At 27.4% G+C, this 23,421-nt stretch carries 24 protein-coding genes, 1 tRNA gene and 1 riboswitch; of the genes, 3 read left to right on the top strand and 22 right to left on the bottom strand.

The window, feature by feature from the left end:
* Nucleotides 1-582: 582 nt before the first annotated feature.
* The 3 genes from mgtE to AZI32_RS14840 form a co-directional block, all read right to left on the bottom strand.
* The gene (gene mgtE / locus AZI32_RS14850) at nt 583-1,920 is read right to left on the bottom strand and encodes a magnesium transporter (RefSeq protein ID WP_061996564.1); all 1,338 of its coding nucleotides are present in this window, start codon (nt 1,918-1,920) and stop codon (nt 583-585) included.
* A gap of 269 nt (nt 1,921-2,189) precedes the next feature.
* A riboswitch (M-box (ykoK) riboswitch) is annotated at nt 2,190-2,355 on the bottom strand.
* A 57-nt stretch (nt 2,356-2,412) separates the two neighbouring features.
* The gene (locus AZI32_RS14845) at nt 2,413-3,351 is read right to left on the bottom strand and encodes a GNAT family N-acetyltransferase (protein ID WP_061996566.1); all 939 of its coding nucleotides are present in this window, start codon (nt 3,349-3,351) and stop codon (nt 2,413-2,415) included.
* A gap of 14 nt (nt 3,352-3,365) precedes the next feature.
* Nucleotides 3,366-4,535 carry an MFS transporter gene (locus AZI32_RS14840; RefSeq protein ID WP_061996563.1) on the bottom strand — a complete coding sequence of 390 codons (1,170 nt, stop codon included), beginning with the start codon at nt 4,533-4,535 and terminating at the stop codon, nt 3,366-3,368.
* 200 nt (nt 4,536-4,735) lie between these two features.
* On the opposite strand from AZI32_RS14840, the gene AZI32_RS14835 reads away from it, so the two are divergent.
* The gene (locus AZI32_RS14835) at nt 4,736-5,917 is read left to right on the top strand and encodes an SAM-dependent methyltransferase (protein WP_061996562.1); all 1,182 of its coding nucleotides are present in this window, start codon (nt 4,736-4,738) and stop codon (nt 5,915-5,917) included.
* A gap of 70 nt (nt 5,918-5,987) precedes the next feature.
* Here AZI32_RS14835 and AZI32_RS14830 read toward each other — a convergent pair whose 3' ends face one another.
* From AZI32_RS14830 to AZI32_RS14765, 16 genes are all read right to left on the bottom strand, one after another.
* Nucleotides 5,988-6,737, bottom strand: coding sequence for a tRNA threonylcarbamoyladenosine dehydratase (locus AZI32_RS14830; protein WP_061996561.1), 750 nt, complete (start codon nt 6,735-6,737; stop codon nt 5,988-5,990).
* Between the two features lie 801 nt (nt 6,738-7,538).
* Nucleotides 7,539-9,914 carry an excinuclease ABC subunit UvrA gene (locus AZI32_RS14825; protein WP_061996560.1) on the bottom strand — a complete coding sequence of 792 codons (2,376 nt, stop codon included), beginning with the start codon at nt 9,912-9,914 and terminating at the stop codon, nt 7,539-7,541.
* A gap of 41 nt (nt 9,915-9,955) precedes the next feature.
* A complete protein-coding gene (locus tag AZI32_RS14820; RefSeq protein WP_061996559.1) occupies nt 9,956-10,459 on the bottom strand; it encodes a JAB domain-containing protein in 504 nt (167 codons plus the stop codon).
* Nucleotides 10,440-11,531 (bottom strand): ThiF family adenylyltransferase, encoded by a 1,092-nt coding sequence (locus tag AZI32_RS14815; RefSeq protein ID WP_061996558.1) that lies wholly within the window; start codon nt 11,529-11,531, stop codon nt 10,440-10,442. The genes AZI32_RS14820 and AZI32_RS14815 overlap by 20 nt, the downstream gene beginning before the upstream one ends.
* On the bottom strand, nt 11,521-12,633 hold the full coding sequence (locus tag AZI32_RS14810) for a ThiF family adenylyltransferase (RefSeq protein ID WP_061996557.1): 1,113 nt from the start codon (nt 12,631-12,633) through the stop codon (nt 11,521-11,523). Before AZI32_RS14810 ends, AZI32_RS14815 begins: the two co-directional genes overlap by 11 nt.
* Nucleotides 12,634-12,704: 71 nt before the next feature.
* Nucleotides 12,705-12,911: a hypothetical protein gene (locus AZI32_RS14805; protein WP_061996556.1), complete on the bottom strand. Its 207-nt coding sequence runs from the start codon at nt 12,909-12,911 to the stop codon at nt 12,705-12,707.
* 96 nt (nt 12,912-13,007) lie between these two features.
* Nucleotides 13,008-13,154: a hypothetical protein gene (locus AZI32_RS18500; protein WP_157450935.1), complete on the bottom strand. Its 147-nt coding sequence runs from the start codon at nt 13,152-13,154 to the stop codon at nt 13,008-13,010.
* A 265-nt stretch (nt 13,155-13,419) separates the two neighbouring features.
* Nucleotides 13,420-13,890: a hypothetical protein gene (locus AZI32_RS14800; RefSeq protein WP_061996555.1), complete on the bottom strand. Its 471-nt coding sequence runs from the start codon at nt 13,888-13,890 to the stop codon at nt 13,420-13,422.
* 236 nt (nt 13,891-14,126) lie between these two features.
* Nucleotides 14,127-14,498: a transposase gene (locus tag AZI32_RS14795; protein ID WP_061996554.1), complete on the bottom strand. Its 372-nt coding sequence runs from the start codon at nt 14,496-14,498 to the stop codon at nt 14,127-14,129.
* A gap of 204 nt (nt 14,499-14,702) precedes the next feature.
* Nucleotides 14,703-14,930, bottom strand: a complete 228-nt coding sequence (locus AZI32_RS18085; RefSeq protein ID WP_082761282.1) for a transposase family protein — start codon at nt 14,928-14,930, stop codon at nt 14,703-14,705.
* Nucleotides 14,931-15,172: 242 nt separating this feature from the next.
* Nucleotides 15,173-16,417 carry a DUF1015 family protein gene (locus AZI32_RS14785; RefSeq protein ID WP_061996553.1) on the bottom strand — a complete coding sequence of 415 codons (1,245 nt, stop codon included), beginning with the start codon at nt 16,415-16,417 and terminating at the stop codon, nt 15,173-15,175.
* Nucleotides 16,418-16,434: 17 nt separating this feature from the next.
* On the bottom strand, nt 16,435-17,343 hold the full coding sequence (locus AZI32_RS14780; RefSeq protein ID WP_061996552.1) for a D-2-hydroxyacid dehydrogenase: 909 nt from the start codon (nt 17,341-17,343) through the stop codon (nt 16,435-16,437).
* A gap of 527 nt (nt 17,344-17,870) precedes the next feature.
* Entirely contained in the window at nt 17,871-18,947 is a 1,077-nt protein-coding gene (locus AZI32_RS14775; RefSeq protein WP_061996551.1) for an alanine--glyoxylate aminotransferase family protein, read from the bottom strand.
* 173 nt (nt 18,948-19,120) lie between these two features.
* Complete coding sequence (locus AZI32_RS14770; protein ID WP_061996550.1) at nt 19,121-19,306, bottom strand: hypothetical protein; 186 nt, start codon at nt 19,304-19,306, stop codon at nt 19,121-19,123.
* A 200-nt stretch (nt 19,307-19,506) separates the two neighbouring features.
* Nucleotides 19,507-19,680 carry a hypothetical protein gene (locus tag AZI32_RS18770; RefSeq protein WP_164474748.1) on the bottom strand — a complete coding sequence of 58 codons (174 nt, stop codon included), beginning with the start codon at nt 19,678-19,680 and terminating at the stop codon, nt 19,507-19,509.
* Complete coding sequence (locus AZI32_RS14765) at nt 19,680-20,372, bottom strand: hypothetical protein (RefSeq protein ID WP_061996549.1); 693 nt, start codon at nt 20,370-20,372, stop codon at nt 19,680-19,682. The genes AZI32_RS18770 and AZI32_RS14765 overlap by 1 nt, the downstream gene beginning before the upstream one ends.
* A 184-nt stretch (nt 20,373-20,556) precedes the next feature.
* Between AZI32_RS14765 and AZI32_RS14760 the strand changes: the two genes are divergently transcribed.
* Together AZI32_RS14760 and AZI32_RS14755 are read left to right on the top strand one after the other, a co-directional pair.
* The gene (locus AZI32_RS14760) at nt 20,557-21,783 is read left to right on the top strand and encodes a DUF1576 domain-containing protein (RefSeq protein WP_082761281.1); all 1,227 of its coding nucleotides are present in this window, start codon (nt 20,557-20,559) and stop codon (nt 21,781-21,783) included.
* Complete coding sequence (locus AZI32_RS14755) at nt 21,783-22,124, top strand: hypothetical protein (protein ID WP_061996548.1); 342 nt, start codon at nt 21,783-21,785, stop codon at nt 22,122-22,124. The genes AZI32_RS14760 and AZI32_RS14755 overlap by 1 nt, the downstream gene beginning before the upstream one ends.
* A 41-nt stretch (nt 22,125-22,165) precedes the next feature.
* Here AZI32_RS14755 and sfsA read toward each other — a convergent pair whose 3' ends face one another.
* The 3 genes from sfsA to AZI32_RS14740 all read right to left on the bottom strand — a co-directional run bounded on the left by sfsA (nt 22,166) and on the right by AZI32_RS14740 (nt 23,343).
* Nucleotides 22,166-22,858, bottom strand: a complete 693-nt coding sequence (sfsA, locus tag AZI32_RS14750; protein ID WP_061996547.1) for a DNA/RNA nuclease SfsA — start codon at nt 22,856-22,858, stop codon at nt 22,166-22,168.
* A gap of 28 nt (nt 22,859-22,886) precedes the next feature.
* Entirely contained in the window at nt 22,887-23,102 is a 216-nt protein-coding gene (locus AZI32_RS14745) for a DUF3006 domain-containing protein (protein WP_061996546.1), read from the bottom strand.
* 165 nt (nt 23,103-23,267) lie between these two features.
* Nucleotides 23,268-23,343, bottom strand: a tRNA-Lys gene (locus AZI32_RS14740).
* Between the last annotated feature and the right edge of the window lie 78 nt (nt 23,344-23,421).

Raw genomic sequence — 23,421 nt, 5'->3', positions numbered from 1 at the left:
AGGATCAAACTCTCAATTTAAAAGTTTGAACTGCTTCAAGCAATTTGCTGACTATAATAGTCAATTTTTTACATCTTCCGATGTGAGCCTCTACAAAATAGATTCTCAAATGAATTAACTGGTTTTACCTATATTTATCTGTTTAATTTTCAAAGACCAATTCGTCATTACCTGACGACTTTTACTATTTTACTAGGTTTTAACTTCTTTGTCAACACTTTTTTTAAAACTTTTTTCAAAATTTTTAAGTGTCTTTTAAAGTTTAAATCCTTATCGCTTGAGCTACTTACTTGTTTGCCCCAGCGACAAGATTTATTATATATTTTTTAATCCTATTTATTTTTTGTTAAAATTGCTATTACTTGTATTTATTTTTCATTTACTTATTTTACTTTACATATGCTCTATTATTCATTTATCGACACTCCTGGTACAGTATTCATAAAAAATAACTGTTTTTATAAAAAATACCTTTTTTATTTTAAATATTCATTACTTTCTCACTATTTCCTATGATTAAAGTATTAAAAAAAGCCATTTAACAATAGGATAAAATACTATTGTTAAATGACCTATATACCTTTAGATTCCTAGTAACAAAGTAGCCACTCCAAAATAAATAATTAATGATAATGCATCTACTATTGTTGTTATTAATGGACTAGCCATTATAGCTGGATCTAATTTTAATTTTTTTGCTACTATTGGTAGTACACAACCTACTACCTTTGCTATAACAATAGTAAAAAATAATGTTATACTAACTGTTGCTGAAATAGCTAACTCAACCTTTTGTAAATAATATATTCTGAAGAAGTTAACAATGGATAAAATTACACCAACTATTAAACTAACTCTAATTTCTTTCCAAATTACTTTTAAAACGTCTCCCATTTCTATTTGACCTAATGCTAAACCTCTTATTATAAGTGTGGATGATTGAGAACCTGCATTTCCACCTGTATCCATAAGCATAGGGATAAATGCTGCTAAAATTACAACTGATTGCAATACATCATCATATTTTTGTATTATAGCTCCTGTAAATGTAGCTGAAATCATAAGAATTAACAGCCATATAATTCTATTTTTTGCTAACTTAAAAACACCAGTTTCTAAATATTCTTCTTCTGATGGCTCCATAGCTGCCATTTTTTGAATATCTTCTGTATTCTCCTGTTCTATTATGTCAACTATATCATCTATCGTAATTATTCCTACTAATCTTTTTTCGTTATCTACTACTGGCATTGCTGTAAAGTCATATTTTTTAAACTTATCAGCAACATCTTCCTGATCCTCTAGCGTATTGCAATAAATCACATTGCTTTTCATAATGTCTTCTATTTGCGTATAGTCATCATTCAATATCAACTGTCTAATAGATAAAACACCTTGTAACTTTCTATCTTTATCAATTATATAACAAGTATCTATAGTTTCTCTATCTATTCCATTTTTCTTTATATGTGATATAGCCTCTTCTACTGTCATCTTTTTCTTTAGACTCATATACTCTATGGTCATTATACTTCCTGCTGAATTTTCAGGATAATTTAAAAAGGAATTAATTTGTTTTCTCTTTCCTTCTTTAGTGTTTTTTAAAACCCTACTTACAACATTTGAAGGCAGTTCTTCTAAAATATCTATAGTATCATCTAAAAAAATCCTATCCATTATAATTCTAAGTTCATCATCGTTTATTGCTTCTATAATATAATGAATATCCTCTTTATTCATATAAGAAAATACTTCTGCTGCTAAATCTTTAGATAAAATTCTAAATGCTATTAGCATAGTTTCACTATCTAACTCTTCTAATAATTGTGCTATATCTGCTGGATTTTCATTCTGTAATAAATGTTTCGCTTCAACAAATTTATTTTTTCTTATTAGCTCTACTATTTTTTTGAATTCCATTTGCAATACCTCCTATTTAGGTACTGCTATTCACACTATTTACCTATATATTATAAACTTTTAAATAGTATATTATAATTGTTTATATATTTATTAGTAACTGCATGAATAGCAGCCATTACCAATTTGCCTATAATAAAACTACTGGCTCCATCATCCATGGCAGTCACCTCCTAAAATTTATTTTTAAAACAAAATAAAAATCCCTCAACCCATTAAGTAGAGAGATTTAAAATCAAAATAAAGCTATATTTAAAATTCTAAAATCTAATTTTCCTTAATACGTTGAGTTTTAGCTCTGTAAGACGTAGAGTTCTTCTCAGCCACATTAGATAAAACCTTAATTCGATAGTATCTGCTAACCCATTGGCGTCTCTGGACATTTCTGGGCAGTGGCGTATTTTCATACAGTAACCTCACCTAACAAGATAATTAATTTTTAATTTTGTTATATAATTTAATGATACTATTATCAATAACTAAAGTAAACCCTTACCTATTGTTTTTGTAGAAGATTTTATGATCTTGCCATTTTCCGTTTATATATAGATAATTTTTACTTACACCAAGTTCCTCAAAACCACATGCCTTTAATACACCTTGCGATTTTTCATTTGTTATCATTGTACTTGCTTCAATTCTATGTAATCCTAGTTCTTTAAAAGCAAATCCAATAGCAAGCCTTACAGCCTCTTTCATATAACCCTTTCCTTGGTATTCTTCATCAATTGAATATCCTATAAATGCATTTTTAAAAACACCCATAACAATATTGTTAATTCTTATTCTTCCTATAAATTTATTTTTTAGATATATTCCAAAATGAGCTGATTCGCCTTTTATAAATTGTTTGTAACTTTCTATCAAACTTTGTTTTTGATTTTCTATAGTGTAGAATCCCTCATCTCTATATGGTTCAAAAGGCGTTAAAAACTTCCTATTCCTTATATAATAATTTAATAAATCATTACTTTCTTGTGGAGTTAATACCTTTAATTTTATATTTACACCTTTTAAATTTGTTCCTAAATTAATATAATGAGATTTATACATACTTTCTGTTATACCAAATAAAAGTTCATATTCATACTTATTACAATTATTTATAATATTATCTTGTAATATTCCTTCAAGTTCAAAACCTATATTTGTAAATGCATTAGTATCTAGTTCTTCACTACATAAGACATTTACCTTATTTACCTTATGATTATTAAATAAGATGTTTAACATAATCTTTAAAGTATCTAACATATACTCATAGCTATTATTTTCTTTATAAAATTTTAGCCTAAACAAACAATTTTTATTAACTTCATCAATTTCAATTATATATATTCTGCCAATTGTTATTCCTAATCTATCTTTTATTGTATATTCTTTATTTCTACCTTTTGCTACAACCAAATCAACTAAAGCACTTTTATTCATCATAAATCCCTACCTCAAACTAAAGTTTTTGTATTTCTATAAGTCAAAATCAAGAATGCTATGGAAATTACTAAACTAATTGGTATTAAATAAAATGCTTTTTCAGTACCTATAACATCACTAAGATTTCCTATAAATTTATTTAGTAACATATTGATAGTACTTGAAGTTGTAATTATTATTCCAGACATATATATAGCATTTTCTTTAAAGGTATTACCAATAGTACTTACCACAGTTGGAAATGTAATAGCAAAAAATAATCCTGATATACAAATTAAAAACATGCCTCTCTCACCTAGTATTAAACTGCTAGTATATAAAACTAATGCAATACTAAGAGAAATTATTACCGTTTTAAAATATCCTACTTTTTCTGCTACAAATCCACCAAGTAATCTTCCCACAGTTAATAATATAAAAAATATTGATAAATATATTGTACTCTTTTGATAATCAAATTTGTAAGTTTCTTGCAAAAAATTTACTAACCAGTTAGCTGTTGCAACTTCGGCAAACACATAAAAACCTAAACCAATAGAATAAAAATAATACATCTTATTTTTCAAAACTACTTTAATACTTCCCTTACCATCTTTTTTAACAGCTTTATAATCTACATTAGGCTCTGGTATTTGTATAAATAAAAATATTATAAATGCCAATAGAAATAAAACACCTATAAAAATATAAATGCTTCTCCAGTTAAATCCTCTAGCTAAAAAAGCCCCTGTTCCTGCTTGTGTTAATGTAGACCCTACACCATAACAAAAATGAGTTAAGTTCATAGCTACTGCTTGAAATCCTATGGCTAGCATTGGAACTAACGTATTTATTGATATACATATCAATGCAATTCCAACATTCAATATAAATATGCATATCAATAGCATTTTATACCCACTAGACACATAAAACAAAAATGCTGACAAAACTACTACTAAAAATCCTAATCCATAAGTTCGTTTTTGTCCTATTTTTTCGCATAATATTCCACCTAAGTAAGTAAATAAAACATAACCTATACTACCTATTAAAAATATATCACCTATATTAGAATTTGTTATCGAAAAACTTTGTTTAAATGCTGGCACTAGTACCCCTTTTACATTATCCGCAACAGCAACAAAAAGCATAGTGATAAATATAAATATTAAGGTAGATATGTTCTTTTTCTTTTTCAAAAAATCACCACCTTCAAATACTAATTATATATTATAACCTATTTAGATTGAATAGCTAAATATAGGTTAAAATACATAATATATTTATTAAGCAAATATTATATATTATTTTTAAATAACAAATAATAAATTATCCTTTAAATTTTCATTTTATAGTAATATAATCTTATAGAAAATTTTAAATAGAAAGGTTGATCTTAGTGAACAAATCTAATATATCTAAATTAAAATTATTTTTAGTAGGCTTAGAAAACAGATATGCTGAAAATTTATCTATCTTCAAAGATATTAATGTAGTTTATAGTACTGGGCTTAAAACTTTTAAAGGTGTTGCAAAAATAGATAATAATTTATTAAAATATAACTTCAATGGGGTTACTAATGAAATTTCTATCTCCGAACTCTTTAATACAATTACAAAAGAAGCTGAAAGGTATGATAGCCTTTCTCTTATTTATAGTGAGCGTGGTGAAATTATTTCTATAACTGCTGATAATAAGAACGTATCAATGAAAAATACACAAATAAAAGATATTGAATCTAATGAGAAATCTAAAAAAGATGATTTTCCTGGAAATACTTCTACCTTATTAAACAGAGATTACTATATAAAAGTAGGAAAAGCAGATGCCCTACTTAAAGAAATTAACATAATGACTAAAGATGGTAAAATTAAAAATGATAAGGTAAGAAAATATAATCAAATAGACCATTATGTTGAACTTTTAAGTGAGATATTAGATGATTTACCTAGAAACAAAACTATAAACATTTTAGACTGTGGTTGTGGTAAATCTTATCTTTCTTTTGTTCTTAATTATTATTTTACAGAAGTAAAAAAAAGAAAATGCCATTTTATTGGGTTAGACTATTCAAAGTCAGTTATAGATAGTTCAAAAAAAATAGCCCAGAATCTTGGCTATAGAAATATGGAATTTCATGCTGTTGATATAAAAGATTATAAAACAGATAAAAATATTAATGTTGTTATCTCTCTTCATGCCTGTGATACAGCGACAGATATGGCCTTAGCTTTAGGTATAAAGTTAGATTCTGATATTATAATCTCAGTTCCATGCTGCCACAAAGAACTACTATCTCAATATAAATATGACCCTTTAAAATCTGTTTTAAAACATGGCGTCTTTAAAACAAGATTTGCCGATATCTTAACTGATGGAATGAGATCATTACTGCTTGAGGCTAAGGGTTACGATGTTTCGGTAGTTGAATACATATCTCCCCTTGAAACACCTAAAAATATTATGATTAAGGCTATAAAAAAATATGATGAAAATACTGAAGCAATGGATGAATATATGAACTTAATGTACAATTTCAATGTATATCCTGCATTATATAGTTATTTAAATGAATGGTAAATAAAAATAAAACACTATCAAAGGGATAGTGTTTTATTTTTATATTAAACTATAATATAATCAATATTTTTTATAAATCGTTTATAATATCTTTTACAACCTCACTAGCAATAATCATTCCTGCCACTGGTGGCACGAAACCTATACTTGCTGGTGTTACTCTTTTTCTTATTGTTACTTTATCATTATCAGTAACATTGGTTATATCTTCTACTTCTTCTGGTAACGGAGTAACAGGAAGCTCTTCTGAAAATAAAACTTTTGTCTTTTTAATTCCTCTTCTTTTTAATTCTCGTCTCATAACCTTAGCTAGTGGACATACATTAGTCTTATATATGTCAGCAATTTTAAATTGAGCAGGGTCTAACTTATTACCTGTTCCCATTGAACTTATTATCGGTATGTTTTTTTCGTTACAATATACTATTAAATCTATTTTAGATGTAACTGTATCTATTGCATCTATAACATAGTTTATATTTTCTCCTATTATACCTGGTATATTTTCCTTTGTAACAAAAGTTTGATGAGTTATTACATTGCAATTAGGATTTATATCTAATATTCGTTCTTTCATTGTCTCTACCTTACTTTGTCCTACAGTTTTAAAAGTAGCATGAATTTGTCTATTTATATTACTTATGCTTATGTCATCATTGTCTACTAATATAAGAGTTCCAACTCCACTTCTTGCTAATGCCTCTGTTGAAAAGCTCCCAACTCCACCTATTCCAAATATAATGATTGTGCTATTTTTTAACTTATTTAAAGCCTCAAATCCTATCAATCTTTCAGTTCTTGATAATGAATGTTCTGGCATAAAATCACTTCCCTTTATATATTAATTTTAATCCTTTTAATTATACTCTTTATTATTACCTAAATCTTAATAACTAAATAGTTTTTTATATTTTACATAAATATTAAATTAATATCAAATAAAAAAGTAGGAAATGTTAGTAATTATCTAAAAAATAATTAAACTTAACATTTCCTACTACTTTATATAAAGTTTATTGTATACGTCTAATAAAGATTGAACAACCTCTCTTTTCACCCATTCCTTCTCAACCTCACTTATATAGCGCCCTTTAGAGTTTTATCTATTTTCCCAAATTCTTCAAAGTTTAATAAGGTCTGACCAATAATTTTCAAATACTTTTACCCCATTTTGCTACTTCTCCTTTTGTATCCTCATTTTTTTCTCTCTTTATTCCCCTTTCTACTCCTTCATCTTCCTCTTTCTTTTTCCCTTATTCTCTCCTCTCTAGCCTATTTTCAGAAGAGGAAATTTTACCCTTGGATTCAATAAATGAATAAAAAGAAAGAAAGGTTGCCTCCCGAAGGATAACCTTTCTTTACCATCATTCAATTTTTATTTTTTCTGTTAGGTCTTTTTTTATACATACATTTATTGTAGTTGTAAAAAAACATTAAACAACCACACTCTCCTTCCTTAAATCTTTGAAACGCTCTCACCACTTTTATTGTTCATTTTTTATTCTATCAAAAGAGGAATCAGTTTTTTCTCCTCGCTCTCTTCTAACTTATTGTTCAATCTTTTTGCCTAGTTAAGGTTTTTGGGTTAACTACATAACAGTAATAAGATTTATGGTATAAGTTATAATATATTTGTAACGGATGCCTTTCCATTAAGTTTAACCTGTAAAGGTGAACCCATATCAATAACTTTTCCACCTAACGGACCTCCATCTAACCCCATATCTAAAATATATTCTGAATTTCTTATAATTTCTGAATTATGTTCCACTATTACTATACTATTACCTCTTGCCACCATTTTTTTAAGTAATTCTATCAGTTTTTTCACGTCGCTGTAATGTAGCCCGACAGATGGTTCATCCAATATATACATTATATTATTTTTAGGTTCATCACTTAAATATTTCGCTAGTTTAATTCTCTGCGCCTCTCCGCCTGATATTGTTAACGCCGATTGTCCTATTCCTATATATTCCAAACCTACATCAATTAAACATTGTAATATTTGGCTAATTTTTTTATTTTCACTAAAAAAATCATAAGCCTCTATTACACTCATGCTTAATACTTCATATATATTTTTGCCATTATATTTTATATCTAAAACCTTTTCTTTATATCTTCTACCTTTACATTCATCACATTCAATATATGTATCAGGCATAAAACTCATATCAACTTTTATATTTCCATCACCTTTGCACTTCTCACATCTTCCACCTTCTACATTAAAACTAAAATTTGATTTTGTTACTTTGTTTTTTTTGGCATCTACTGTTTTTGAAAAAATATCTCTTATTAAATCAAACATACCTGTATATGTAGCAATATTAGACTTTGGACTTCTACCTATTGGTGATTGATCTACCTTAATAACTTTATCTATATACTCTTTCCCCTCCATTGCTTTGCAGTTAACAACTTTCCTTTTATTTAAAGATGGTTCAATAATATTATTAATAATCGTACTTTTACCCGATCCCGATCCGCCAGTTATAACAACAAATTTATTTAATGGGATTTTAAAATCTTGCAAAATAACATTATTAGAAGTCGCCTCAATTATATTTAAGAACTTATTGTTTTTATCGTTTATCTGATTGTATTGAATATCTTTATTGTAATACTTCAAATACTCACCTGTAGATAACTCTAACTTTTTAATAATTTCTTTTGGTGTACCTTTAAATATTATCTCTCCTCCATTAATTCCACCTTTTGGTCCCATATCTATTATATAATCTGACTTTAGCATAATCTCTGCATTATGCTCTACTAGTAATATTGTATTTCCTTTTGCCTTAAGATCATTAAGTATATTAGAGATATTTTTAATATCATTCATATGCAACCCCATTGTAGGTTCATCTAGTACATATAGTAATCCTGATAATCCACAAGACAATTGATTTGCTAACCTTAATCTTTGAATTTCTCCTCCTGATAAAGTTGGCACACTCCTATATAATGATAAATATCCTAATTTTACTTTTTCTAAATTTTCAATCCTTTTTTCTACCTCATTTGCAATTTCCAAAAATATCTTATCCCTTATATCTCCATCACTTTTAACATTATCCTTCATCCATACTTTTAATTCTGTTATAGGCATTTTATGAATATCATATATATTTTTCCCATATAACTCCACTTCTAATCTATCTTCTTTTAACCTTGAACCATTACATTTTGTACAACGAGTCCTAATTAGAAATTTTTGTATACCTTTTAAAGTAGATGGTGTCTCAATATCGATAAGCTTATTATTTAACTCCTTATAAATGCCTACAAATTTTACTGATTTATTTCTATAATTCCCTTTGTAGTTTTTATACCTAATAGTAAATTTAACATCACTTTCTCCATATAATAAAAATTCTAACTTATTTGCATCTAATTTATTTAATTCTACATCTAAATCTATCTCATAATATTTAGCCACTTCATTTAACAATTTATTATAATAATCTTTATTAGTCTCATTCCAGTAAATTATTGCTCCATCGTTAATTGACTTATTGAAATCAATTATTTTTTCCTCATTAATTGAATATTCTTCTCCAGTTCCTTTACATTTATTACACCAAGAACCTATATTATTATACGAAAAATCTCCCTCAGTCCATGATAAATTTGTATCTATATTAGCAATCCTAGAAAATAATAATCTTATAAATTGTGATATATCTGTTACAGTTCCTACTGTAGACCTTGGATTTCTATTTGTCTGTTTTTGTGAAATTGCGATTGCAGGTATTAAATTATTTATTTTATATACATCAGGTTTTTTCAATGATGATGTAAGCATACTTATATTCATAGACATACTTTCTAAAAACATTCTTTCACTTTCTGCATATATAGTATCAAAAACCAACGAAGATTTTCCCGAACCTGAAACCCCAGTTACTACAGTTATTTTATTTAACGGTATCGTAACATTTATATTTTTAAGATTATTTTCTTTAGCACATAATACTTGTATATTGTTCATATTTCTCACTTCTCCCTAATAAAAATACCACTTATATTTTATTAATATTCTGTATTCTCCTTTAAACTACTTCTTATAGAAAATGTATCTAATAAACCATTTCCTATTATAATAGAATCAAGCAAATTCATATTAAACATCTTTGCAATTTGCCCTATTTGCTTTGTAATCTTTATATCATATTCACTAGGTTTCATATTGTTTGATGGATGATTATGTGCAATAATTAAATATTTTGCATTGCATAATAAAGCAATTCTAAATATTTCACCAACTGAAACATTTATTGAGTCAATTGTTCCTATATTAACAATTGATATATTTATAGGCTTATACGCATTATCCATACAAATTAATGCTAATTTTTCAACTGTCGATGCTCCTATCAATCTATGAAATATCTCCTTAGATTCTTCAATCCCATAAATTTTATCCTTATCAATTTTTAAACTATAATCTTCAACAAGTCTAACTCTAACAATTGGAATTATACTTTCATTATCCCATTGCTTCATATTACATCTATTACCTTTTATATTTTCCATTACTTCCACACCAAGGACATTCATCTAATTTTTTAACATAATGATATTTAATATCCATTGTATTAATATTAAATTCCCCTCTTCTATTTATATTTGTTGGATCTATTATTTTCGACAACACTTTAAATGCATCAGTTGCAGCAAAACTAGCGGCTAAAGAGCACATTGGACCAAAACTTCCTATCTTTCTTGTTTCTCTTGCTAACTTTTTCATATTAGAAGTTTCCAATTGATTTCTCTCCTTTAACTGTATTTCAAAGCACTTTACACATGCAGTCTTGTTTGGAATTACTGTCTGTCCAATTAAACTAAGATGAAGATTATATCCCCCACCTATTATATGAGGTATATTTTTCACCATACAATACTCCCCAACCCATTCAGATGTTTGATCTACTGTTGGTTTATCTGCACAATTTATTATTAAATTTACAGATTCATTTATAACACGCTCTAATACTCTTTCTTCTATTTTTATATTAACCGATTTTATAACTAAATCATCTTCAATTTCTAATAACCTATTCGTTAAAACTTCTGTTTTTTTCTTTCCTACATCACCCTCACCATATCCCCATTGTCTATGAATATTTGTTATCTCCACCTCATCTGGATCTATAAAAATAAAGTTCCTTACTCCTAACTGAACTAAATTTGCTGCTATCCAAGATCCAACAGCACCTAAGCCTATTATTACAATCCTTGAGTTTCTAATATTCATCCAAGAACTCAATACCTCATCTTCTGTTTTACAATAATCCTCTAACATTGAAAAAACCCTACCGTATTTCTCCCTTAACTCTATGTTTCTTATTTCTTCATCAACTATAATGCTTCTTTCTTTTAATATATCTACCAACTTTTCTATTTGCTCTATACTTTTTTCATCTAAATTTAATTTGTTTTTAATATCTAATAAGGTATTTTCCCCATTCATTTCCTTTAATATTTTCAAAATCTTTTCAGCATTAACCTTTACCATAAAACTTTCTCTTGTATTCCCTTTAAAAAACTCTACTATATTATCATCTAATTTTACTACACCTACAGAACTTCTAATTTTAGGCTTCATTAACAATACCTCCACATGTTACACAGAATTCATTTCTTGAAACATCTAAGTATTCAATACTATATTTATTAAAATTAACTTCTCCTCTAACCATCTTTTTAAAATCATTGCTATTAGGATTAATTATATACTTGATTATTTGCATAGTTGCATAACTTGATGAAAATAATGAGAGTGATGACAAGCCTCCATATTCATTAACTTTATCTATATGCCTTTTACTTTCAGGCTTCCAATTTGATAACTTCTTTTTAAAATATTGAGTATAACATTCAACACATGGTGTAATCCCCGGTATAATCAATTCTCCTGTACTCATCAAATGTATATCGAATCCACCAGCTATATAGTGAGGTTTTCCTAAATGCACACATTCTCTTGAAATTTTCAATGATGTATACCCAATGTATGGTTCATCCATTGTATTTACTATAAAATCACTTCTCAATATAATATCTTTTATATCTGTTTCTGGCGTTAATTTTAATTTGATACATTCAACATTTATATTTTTGTTTATTAATAACAATTCTTCTTTTAATGCTTCTACTTTAGAAATTCCTAAATACTTGTTCTTGAAATATAAATGTCTAACCGAATCTGACTCGTCAATATCACCATTATCTATTAAAATGATTTTTTCTATCCCAGTCATAACTAATTCAAGTGCAATGTTACCTCCAATTGCTCCACATCCAAAAATACATATGCTTGTATTTTTTATATTTCTCTGAGCAATTAAACCAGATAATTCTCCTGTATCAAATTCAGATAAATAACTAATTTGTCTATCATATCTAATTACATCTACATTAGATAATATGATCTGTTTATCCAAATCTATTACTTCTACCACTACATTCTTTTTCATTAGAAACTCTATTGCTGCTTTTATTGACTCTAAACTAAAATTCTTATTTGTATTCCTCTTTAACTTTTCTTGCATTTCTTGAAATGTATCACCGTCTATACATTTTACTAAGTCTATAACCTCTTTACTTACTTTAAACTCTATTGTTTGTCTTGTATTCATAAAATATATATATAAGATATCTTCTCCTATTATATATACATCGACACTTTCGCGTATTTTATATTTCATTTTATTTCCTTCCTAAATAAAAAACTCTTCAAAAACTTGAAGAGTTCTATACTTTTATAATTTAAATCTTTTTAATATTGTATTATACCTGAGTTTACTTCTAAAAACTCTCCCCATTCTTCTTCTGTTGCAGCGATCCCATTTTGTGTACAAGATCTAGTACAACAACATGAACGTCCAGCATTAGAACAATCAGCAGTATAATCCGCCATAAGGTGCTTTTCATCCACAACCTCAAAAATAAAATCTTCTGCTTTAAACTCCACTAATTTTTCCATAATATACCTCCACAGTCTATATATTCTATTTAATTTTATCATTTGCTTAGCCTAGTGTAAAGGCTAACATTAAGTTTAGCAATCACAACTATTACTCTAATAGTTTTCTAGACTAGTGTAATTTACTATTAATTCATCAATTTTTTCAAACCTTCGATCTCCTTGTGGAAAGGTTCTTAACACTTTTGAAAGTTCTGTAACATACATATCTATTAATGTCAATATTTTTTTGGTTCTTTCCATTCTTAGTTGAATTTCATTAATTCAAGATTTAAAATTTTGCTCCTTAATAGATCAAAACTACATCGTCCATACATAATGCGTTTAATTACTTTTAATTTATTTACGCTTCCTTCTGCTATACCATTATTATAATCATACATTAGTGCATTTTTTACTGAATCAATATCTCTTTTAATCCCATTTATAAATGAATTAATAAGTTGTTCAATATTTAACTTTGAAGCCTTAATTATCCAAGAATCTAATCCATCAGAACATTTATTTTTTAATAATTTCTAAATTTAGAAACTATATCAACTATTTTTTTATACTTTGGAACTTTTTCATATACTTTATTCAAAATTAAAGGTGTTAGCTCTTTAATTTTTTCTATAGGATTGAAAATTAATTTTATAAGTACATTGCGATCAACTAGTATATGTTGAGTTTTATTATAAGAATTATTTTTGCAATTATCAATTAATAACTTTTTTCTTTTAGATATATAATGTCTAAGGTTAGACGATGAACCAATATAACCTTTGTTTTTAATTTTCCCTAAAATCTGTGTAGAGGTTGCTCCTAAATCAACCATTTCATCTATAAGTGAAAGATATGGATCTAACTTACTTTTTCTTTTTGAGCCTAAATTACCATTTATACCTGTTATAGTTAGATCTAAGTATTTAGATATAGTTCTTCTATCAAGATTTAACTCTCTAGCTATTTTACTTACAGAAGAATAATTATTTTTCATTTTTCTAACTTTATTGATAAGTTCCTGTTTATTTTTAGTTTCTCCTGTTATTTTAAAGTCAGTTTACTTTTACCATAATAATTTATGGCATTTGGATTTAAATTAACGATTTTATTTAAAGTTGTTATATTCATTTTTAAGTTTTGGCAAATTTCTGTTTTAGTAAATCCAGAATTAATCATATTTAGTGCTTTTAAAGCTCTTTCATTTCTAGTCAGTTTTTTATTTTTATTAACTCACGATTTGTTTTTATCCGATTCATCAAAAATATCTTTATCAATTACTATTTTAGTTTTTAAAATTTTATTTAGATATTTCTTACAATATGTAGTTAAATTTTTTAATAAATGAAATCTATCACTGATTTGAACAGCCTTAGCATGTGCCAAAGATATAGCATTTTTATATGTGATATACCCATCTCTTGAAACTATTTTTAGATTTGGATATGTTTTTAACCATTCTACAACATCATTAAGTTCTCTAGAAAAGATTATATCAATAATTTGATGTGTGTCTATATCAACCATCATTGTTCCATATTTTTGTCTCTTTTTCACATCAAAATCATCAATACAAATCTTTGTTATATTCTCTTTATTTATCATTATCTCTTTCTTTTTTTAAAAGATTACAAATAGTACTTTTACCTACATTTGCAATACTTCTTTTTAAATATTTAGATGCTGTTATTGAGCTTAAGCTTAAAGATAAAGTAATAATTTCATTTTCTAAACGTTTCGTTTTTTTCCTTTAGGAGATATAAAATCAAATTTTTCTGCAAAAGTTTTATAATTACAGTTAGGATTGTTTCAGAACATTTTTCTATTATTTAAAATAATAGTCACCTTTTTATCTTGAATTGGCAAGTCTTGAAAACTTTTTAAATATCGTGAATGAACTTTTTTAGATATTCCTCCACAAAAGGGACATATGACTTCGTTTCGATTAGAGACAGCATTTGTATACATAGTGTCATCAATAATCTCATACCTAACAAATTCAAGATTTTTATCTAAAAGTTTAATAAATTCATTCATCATAAAACCTACTTTCAAAATATAGAATATCTACAATAATATATAAAAATAAGTCTAAATTCAACTAACTATGGAAAGAACCATTTTTATTTTAGCATTCATATCTATTTTCAGAATATGAAATTTTACCCTTGGATTCAATAAATTAACAAAAGAAAGAAAGGTTGCCTCCCGAAGGATAACCTTTCTTTATCATTATTCAATCTTTATTTTTTCTGTTCGGTCTTTTTTTATACATACATTTATTTTAATTCATGAACAAATATACCGCTTCTTAACTTAGGCTCAAACCATGTAGACTTAGGTGGCATAACTCTTCCTGCATCAGCTATATCCATAAGTTCCATTATGCTAGTTGGATACATTGAAAAGGCTACCACCATTCCTTCTTCCACTCTTTTTTCTAGTTCTTTTAAGCCTCTTATGCCTCCAACAAAATCAATTCTATCACTTGTTCTAGGATCTTCTATTGCAAGTATTGGTCTTAATAAATTATTTTGTAATATAGAAACATCTAAACTATCTACAGGATCTTTTTCATTATAAGTACCTTTTTTAGCTGTAAGCTTGTACCATTTCTTATCTATATACATACCAAATGTACATTTTTCTGATGGTTTATATGGCTCACATATATCACAAGGTTTGATTTCAAATTTTTCACTTACCTTATTTAAAAATTCATCCTTAGAATTTCCATTTAAATCTTTAACAACTCTATTATAATCCATTATATATAAATCTTCTGATGGGAATATAACAGATAAGAAAAAGTTAAATTCCTCATTTCCATTATAATTTGGATTTTCTTTTCTTCTTAATTGTCCCACTTTTACAGCAGAGGCTGCTCTATGATGTCCATCTGCTATATAAAGATATTTAACATCTTTAAATAAATTTTCTAATTTTTCTACTGTATTTTTATCATCAATTAGCCAAACTATATGTGAAATACCATCTTCTGATACAAAATTATATTCAGCTTCTTTTTTAGTCCAGATCTCAACTATTTCATCTATTTCTTTTATATTTTTATATGTTAAAAATATAGGACCTGTATTTGCATTACAATAATCAACATGATTTATTCTATCTTGTTCCTTTTCCGCTCTAGTATGCTCATGTTTTTTTATTATATCATTCATATAATCATCTATAGATGTACATGCAACTATACCAGTTTGTTCTCTTCCATCCATTACTTGTCTATATATATACATTGATTTTTCTGCATCTTGAATATATATTTTTTTATCAATCATCCCATAAAGATTATCTCTTGCCTTTTCATATACAACTTTATCATACTGATTTGTACTTGGATTTAAATCGATTTGTGCTTTATCTACATGCAAAAAAGAATATGGATTAGATTTTACCATTTCTCTTGCTTCTTGTGTATTCATGACATCGTATGGTAATGCAGCAACTTTATCTACTAAATCTTTTCTTGGTCTTATCGCTTTAAATGATTTTACTATTGCCATAGGTAGATTCCCCCTCTTTATTTAAAAATTTCTGTTATTATAGTTACTATTTCTTCCCCGATTCTTTGTTGAGCCTCTTTTGTTGACGCTCCTATATGAGGTGTAACAGAAACTTTTGGATGATTTATTAAATCTGTATTTTTAGTTGGCTCCTCTTCGTAAACATCTATTCCTGCACCAGCTATAACTTCATTATTTAAAGCTTCTATTAAAGCTTTTTCACAAACTACTCCACCTCTTGCACAGTTTATCAAATAAGCAGTTTTTTTCATTAACTTGAATTCGTTTTCACCTATTACAGCTTTTCCACCTTGACTTGGTATATGAAGTGATACATAATCTGATTTTTGTAATAATTCCTCTAATATGCAATACTCATATCTATCGTAACCGTCTAACTTACCTCTTCTATTATTATAAAGTACTTTCATACCTAAGGCTTCAGCTCTTTTAGCCAATTCTTTAGCTATTCTTCCAAAACCAATTAATCCTAAAGTTTTGCCTGATATTTCTGTTCCTTTATATTTTTTCTTATCCCACTTACCTTCTCTCATAGATACATTAGATAGTGAAATAAATCTTGCTATTGCAAACATATGAGCCAGCGCTAATTCTGCTACTGATGCACTACTAGCATTTGGTGTATTTCTAACAGTTATTCCTTTTTCCTTCGCATAATCCACATCTATATTATCAACACCTACACCACCACGAATTATAAGTTTTAATTTTCCAGTTTCTAAAGCTTTATCTATTATTGGTTTTCTAACTTTTGTAGCACTTCTTACAACTACTACATCAAATTCTTTTAGAGCATTTCCAAGTTCTTCTGGTTCATAAAACTGTTCAACAACGTCAAACCCTTTTTCCTTTAAATCCTTAACAGCTGAAGCTGACATACCATCAGTAACTAATATTCTTATCATTTTATAGCCCCCCAAATTTACTTTTTATTCCTATCTATTTCAAAATCATACTTATATGTTTTTAGATTCCTAAACATTGGACATATACTTAAATTACTTCCCCAAACAATTTAAATATAACTTTCATCCAACTATAGTGCTCTAAACTAAACTTTAAAGCTAGCCATTTACCAAATAAGAAGATTTAAAATTAATATTTTACTGTTAGTTAATAGCTTTCTTTTAACTATTAACTAACTACAGTTGTACTTATTTTTATCAACTAATAACAAAGATTTGATAAATAACTTAAATATAAGCTTATTTCCTTATATATACCATAATAAATTAAGAATGTATCTGCATTGTATTAGCTATAATTTAAAATAAATTATAGCTAATACATACTGATGTCTTTTATACTGTAAATTTAAGACACCCCAAAGAGTGATTATATACTTAAATTAAATAGCATTATAATAAGCTTTATAATTTTAAGTTTATTCACTATGTTATAGCAAGTTACATTCTTAATTATCTATTATTTTTTAGTTAAGTCCTAAAATTTCATCTATTACCTTTAATAATTCTTTTACTTCTTCTGGTGTAGTTTCTGCCATATGAGCTATTCTGAAAGTTTTATCTTTAAGTTTTCCATATCCATTAGATATTTGATATCCTCTTTCTCCTAAAGCTTTATTTAATGCAGCTACATCTATATTTCTTGTATTTTTCACATTAGTTAATGTGTTAGACATATAATTTTCATCTGGGAATATTTCAAAATGTTTTCTAGCCCAATTTCTAACAATTTCTCCGCCTTCTATATGTCTTTTATATCTATTTTCTAATCCTTCTTTATTTATAATTTTATCTAGTTGGTATTCAAGTGCAAACATGTGTGATAGTGATGGAGTTGAAGGATATTGATAATCTTTCTTTTGGATATAATTATATAATGATAATAAATCTAAGTACATTCCTCTGTTTGGAACTTCTTTAGCTCTTTCTACTGCTTTTTGTGAAAACGTACAAACAGACATTCCTGGAGGAAGTCCTATAGCTTTTTGTGTGGATGCAATACATATGTCTACTCCCCACTCATCCACTTTTAATTCTGTACCTGCAGCTGAGCTTACTGTATCTAAGCAAAATACTACATTAGGATATTTCTTTACAACGTTTCCAATTTCATCTAAAGGATTCATTACTCCTGTAGAAGTTTCATTATGAGTAACTGTTATTAAGTCATACTTTCCTGTAGCTAAAACTTCATCAACTTGTTCTGGTGTAGTTGGTTTTCCCCATTCAACCTCAAATTTATCTGCTGGAACATTATTTGATATGGCCATGTCATACCATCTATTTCCAAAAGCTCCTATTGAAAAAATAGCTGCTCTTTTAGCAGTACATGATCTAACGGCCCCTTCCATTAAACCACTTCCTGAACTTGTAGAAACCAGTATTTCTTCTTTTGTATTAAATATTTTTCTCATATATTCACTTATAGTTCTTTGAATTCTTGAAGCTTCCTTACTTCTATGTCCTATCATCGGCATAGACATTTTTTCTAGCACATCTGGTGCTACATCTACTGGTCCAGGTATAAATAATCTTTTATGCATTATAACCCCTCCAAAATTTAATAAATTATATAGTCCCCTTTAATTTTAAGTATATCTAAAATCAATATAATTCTATCATTTGGAATAATTTTCTTCAAGTTGAAATATTGCAAATTTATAAAATATTCTAAACAATTAAGAAATCAAATAGTTGTCTATATATCTATTTATTATTAATTTACCCTTATTTTGCTATAAACATCATCAAATAGATCCTTAATACATTTTCCTCTTACATAATTTTTGCATGTACTACAGCTTTGACTAGATTCAACAAAACTCATAAGTGAATATGTATGTCTACAGCTATAACCATGACAATTTTGTGCAACTCTCATTTTTACTTCATTACTAATCATAATAAATTCTCCTTATCATATAAATATTAATTAAAATTTTTATATAGGGTTCCAAATTTGCTTTTTAACTTTTGGTATACCCTCAATAGTAATCAACTGCTTAACATTACCTTTAATTCATGAATAGATTTAAATTAGAGCTTATTTTACTATAGTATTTGTATTTTTGCGAAAAAAATTAGCAGTATTAAAAAATTCTGCTAATTTTCCATTTCTATAATTGATTCAGTTTCCCTACAATATTTAGTTATTATACACTGTCCTAGATTTCTTGGACAATTTCTACACATACAATTGCTCTCCATACCATTACAATTTTTATTTATGTACTCAGGACACTTTTTACAGTTAAAAACAACAATATCTGCACCCATTATTGTTGCTCCTCATTTTCTTGTAATTTATATCTCTTTCTATGAGCAACCATTATTTCATTTAATATTTCTCCAGTAAATGGTGGTGTATATGATATAGCATTCGCACCTGCTTCTATTGTCTCTTTAATACTTTCTTCTGTCGGTCCACCAGTTGCCATAATTGGGAACTCTGGATACTTCTCTCTTATCTTTCTTACAATATGTGCTGTTCTTTTAGCTCCAGATACATTTAATATAGTAGTTCCTGAATTTATTCTTCCTTCTATGTCTTCATATTCTGAAACAACAGTAACAATTATAGGTATATCTATTGTTTCTCGCATTTGCTGTATTACTTCATTTGGCGTAGATGAGTTAACAACAACACCCATAGCACCTTTAAATTCAGCATCTAAAGCTAAGTTGATTATTCTTTTTCCTGTGGTAATAGATCCACCAACTCCACAAAATACGGGAACATCAGATGCTAATAACAATGCTTCTGTTATTCTCGGTTGAGGAGTAAAAGGATATACTGCAATAACTGCATCTGCATTTGTATTCCTTATTATTGCTACGTCAGTTGAAAAAACAAAGGATTTTAGCCTTTTACCAAATATAATAATTCCACTAGCATCTCTAATTGCTCTAGGTAACTCAATCATATGGCTTCTTAATAATCCTTTAAATTCTGGTACAAATTTTCTCATAACTTTTCTCCTTTACCGTTTATAAAATATGATTAATATATATAATATATATTATATATCATTGTAATACAATAATTTTAAATAAAAATTATAGCTTTAAAATATATGTACATGCTATACTATAAACATAAAATATCTATCTAAGGGGGGACATATTATAGTAACTTTTAAAAATTCAAAATATTTGCCCTATTTTCTCATCATTTCATATTGCTTTGTATTATTTTTTATATCTTTACTTTTAGAACCTCCAATTGAATTATTTAATGGATTAACTAAAATAGTCATGGAATCTGATATATTAATAACTGATTACATAGCTTTATCTGGTTTAGGACCTTCATTTTTAAATTCAGCCCTTGTAATGTTAACTTTAACTTTATTATTACTACACCTAAAAATAGAGCCAACTGGTCCTATAATAGCAGGTTTACTAACCACTGCCGGCTTTTCATTATTTGGTAAGAATATAGTTAACATATGGCCAATCGTCTTTGGTGTATGGTTATATTCTAAATATCAAAAAACACCATTTTCTAACTTCGTGGTTATAATGTTATTCGGAACAACATTAGCTCCAACAGTAACATTTCTAATGTTTTCTGATATATTTCCTAATTTACTATCAATTGTAATATCTTTAAGTATAAGTAGTTTACTAGGTTTTATACTTCCACCAATGGCTTCTTATACCGTACACTTACATCAAGGATATAGTCTTGCTAATGTTGGTCTTGCTGGAGGTCTTTTAGGAACTGCTCTAGCCTCTCTATTCACTGCTATTGGCATGAACTTTGAAAAAAAATTATTATGGTCAGCAGGCAACAATTTAATTTTGCTAATATTTTTAATATTTGTATTTACTACTATTATTATAGTATCATATATTAGTGATAAAAATGTATTTAAAAATTATCCTTGCATATTTAAGTATTCCGGAAAACTAGTCACAGATTTTTACTCAATTTTAGGTCCTTCAATTACTTATCTTAATATAGGAATTTTAGGATTACTTGCTACTATTTTTGTATTATTAATCAAAGGTGATTTAAATGGTGCAACTCTATCTGGAATTTTTACTGTAGCTGGTTTTGGTTCTTTTGGCAAACATCCTAAAAATATATTTCCAGTTATAATTGGAGCTTTATTAGGTGCCTATTTAAGCATCTGGGATTTAAACTCTCCTGGTATGATATTAGGAATGCTTTTTAGTACTGCACTTTGTCCTATAGCCGGAAATTTTGGATGGCCCTATGGTATTATAGCCGGATTTATGCATATATTTATGGTGATGAATATAGGATACTTACATGGAGGAATGAATTTATATCATAATGGATTTGCCGCTGGATTTGTAGCAATAATTTTAGTACCTCTCATAACTGCATTTAAAAAGGAGTATAATGAGTAATGAAACATATTAATCAAAGAAACATGCGAATTATAAATGAAATAATGTTATATTGTCTTAATATAGGATGCAAAAATGTAAACGTTAATTTTTCTAAATTAAGTGATAGAGTTGTAATAAACTTAGCTAGTGAAATAGAAGACTTGTCAAAAGAATCTATAGATAAAATGTACTTTCTGCTATCTACACCTAGAAAACCAGAAATAGAGGAATACTATTGGTTACTAAATGGTGGCGATGATACAAACTCAGAACTTTCTTTAGTAGGAATGATGACTGATGAAATATCTATAAATTATACTAATAATATATTAACTATAAATTTAATAAGACTAAATTAAAAAATCGTGATACCACGATTTTTTATTATACTATAAAATCACTAAATTATAATTTTAACCGTCTCATATAGTTCTATACTATTTTCACTAACCTTACATTGATATGCAAAAATATCTACTCCTTTATCTTTAGCATATCTTAAAGCTTTTCCAAATTTCTCATCAGTATCATCATTGGAAGTAAAAGTCTTCATATTATCCATTTGTATTAAAAATAATACCCCTGCACCTCTGCCACTATTAATTACATCAACCAACTCCAATAAATGTTTAGTTCCTCTTTCTGTAGGAGCATCTGGAAACTTTGAATGTCCGTTTTCTTCTAATGTTACACCTTTAACTTCTAAATAATACTCTTCTCCTGTATCTTTACTCAATTTAAAATCGAATCTGCTTTTTCCAAATGTTTTCTCTCTTTGTATTATGTTATATTCTTTTAATTTATCAATTTTTTTTAAATTAAGAGCTTCTTCTACAACTTTATTTGGAATATGAGAATCTATATTTATTAATTTTCCTTCTTTATACGCAGCAATAAGGTCATACTTAGTTTTTCTACTAGGATTGTCTTCTTTTCTTAAAATTACATCACATCCAGGTATAAGAATTTCTTTACATCTTCCCGTATTAGGAACATGAACTAATTCCTCTTTTCCATGAATAATTACATACCCTTGAAATCTATTTGGCCTTTTAACAAATTCTACTTTTAGAATATCATTTTTTATAATCATTATTATATATAATTAAGTATATTATAATTTACTCATTCCATAAATCCCTACTTAATTCCTCTATCTCCTTTCTACGCTTTATCGTTTCCTCTATGTCTATATGAAAAATATCATTTTTTAATATTATAACATCTCCCTCTCTAGCGTTCTTTGGAAGATTTTTTATCTTTATATTAACCATATTTCTATCTGATTTTTCACAAACAGCAAACTCTCCTTCAAATCTATCTATTATAAAATTCATATATTTTTAGTAAAGAAAAGGTTTTCCTTTACTAAATTTCACCTCCTATGATATTTTATCCACAATCTATATAGTTATTAATTATTCTATCCACTTCTATTATTTTCATTTGTGTATATGTTAATATTTTTATATAAAAAAAATCGTAGTATAAATACTACGATTTGGTGGCTCACCGGGGAATCGAACCCCGGACACCATGATTAAAAGTCATGTGCTCTACCGACTGAGCTAGTGAACCATACTTACCTGGCAACAACCTACCCTCCCACACAGTCACCCGTGCAGTACTCTCGGCGTCTAGAGGCTTAACTTGCCT

The organism is Clostridium sp. ATCC 25772, from assembly GCF_001573875.1.
In the GTDB taxonomy this organism is placed as follows: Bacteria; Bacillota; Clostridia; order Clostridiales; family Clostridiaceae; genus Clostridium_J; species Clostridium_J senegalense.
Note: the sequence above shows the minus strand (reverse complement) of the source record. Positions and strands in the feature narration are given on the sequence as shown.

Coding starts and splice junctions, on each gene's coding strand:
- AZI32_RS14820 (WP_061996559.1), bottom strand. CDS start 10,459: ATGGAAAATATAAAAGGTAATAGATGTAATATGAAGCAATGGGATAAT.
- AZI32_RS14825 (WP_061996560.1), bottom strand. CDS start 9,914: ATGAACAATATACAAGTATTATGTGCTAAAGAAAATAATCTTAAAAAT.
- AZI32_RS14770 (WP_061996550.1), bottom strand. CDS start 19,306: ATGATTAGTAATGAAGTAAAAATGAGAGTTGCACAAAATTGTCATGGT.
- AZI32_RS14755 (WP_061996548.1), top strand. CDS start 21,783: ATGAAACATATTAATCAAAGAAACATGCGAATTATAAATGAAATAATG.
- AZI32_RS14795 (WP_061996554.1), bottom strand. CDS start 14,498: ATGATAAATAAAGAGAATATAACAAAGATTTGTATTGATGATTTTGAT.
- AZI32_RS14800 (WP_061996555.1), bottom strand. CDS start 13,890: ATGAAAAATAATTATTCTTCTGTAAGTAAAATAGCTAGAGAGTTAAAT.
- AZI32_RS14845 (WP_061996566.1), bottom strand. CDS start 3,351: ATGAATAAAAGTGCTTTAGTTGATTTGGTTGTAGCAAAAGGTAGAAAT.
- AZI32_RS14815 (WP_061996558.1), bottom strand. CDS start 11,531: ATGAAGCCTAAAATTAGAAGTTCTGTAGGTGTAGTAAAATTAGATGAT.
- AZI32_RS14830 (WP_061996561.1), bottom strand. CDS start 6,737: ATGCCAGAACATTCATTATCAAGAACTGAAAGATTGATAGGATTTGAG.
- AZI32_RS14805 (WP_061996556.1), bottom strand. CDS start 12,911: ATGGAAAAATTAGTGGAGTTTAAAGCAGAAGATTTTATTTTTGAGGTT.
- AZI32_RS18770 (WP_164474748.1), bottom strand. CDS start 19,680: ATGGGTGCAGATATTGTTGTTTTTAACTGTAAAAAGTGTCCTGAGTAC.
- mgtE (WP_061996564.1), bottom strand. CDS start 1,920: ATGGAATTCAAAAAAATAGTAGAGCTAATAAGAAAAAATAAATTTGTT.
- AZI32_RS14775 (WP_061996551.1), bottom strand. CDS start 18,947: ATGCATAAAAGATTATTTATACCTGGACCAGTAGATGTAGCACCAGAT.
- AZI32_RS14810 (WP_061996557.1), bottom strand. CDS start 12,633: ATGAAATATAAAATACGCGAAAGTGTCGATGTATATATAATAGGAGAA.
- AZI32_RS14780 (WP_061996552.1), bottom strand. CDS start 17,343: ATGATAAGAATATTAGTTACTGATGGTATGTCAGCTTCAGCTGTTAAG.
- sfsA (WP_061996547.1), bottom strand. CDS start 22,858: ATGATTATAAAAAATGATATTCTAAAAGTAGAATTTGTTAAAAGGCCA.
- AZI32_RS14765 (WP_061996549.1), bottom strand. CDS start 20,372: ATGAGAAAATTTGTACCAGAATTTAAAGGATTATTAAGAAGCCATATG.
- AZI32_RS14785 (WP_061996553.1), bottom strand. CDS start 16,417: ATGGCAATAGTAAAATCATTTAAAGCGATAAGACCAAGAAAAGATTTA.
- AZI32_RS14745 (WP_061996546.1), bottom strand. CDS start 23,102: ATGAATTTTATAATAGATAGATTTGAAGGAGAGTTTGCTGTTTGTGAA.
- AZI32_RS18085 (WP_082761282.1), bottom strand. CDS start 14,930: ATGAATGAATTTATTAAACTTTTAGATAAAAATCTTGAATTTGTTAGG.
- AZI32_RS18500 (WP_157450935.1), bottom strand. CDS start 13,154: ATGGAAAGAACCAAAAAAATATTGACATTAATAGATATGTATGTTACA.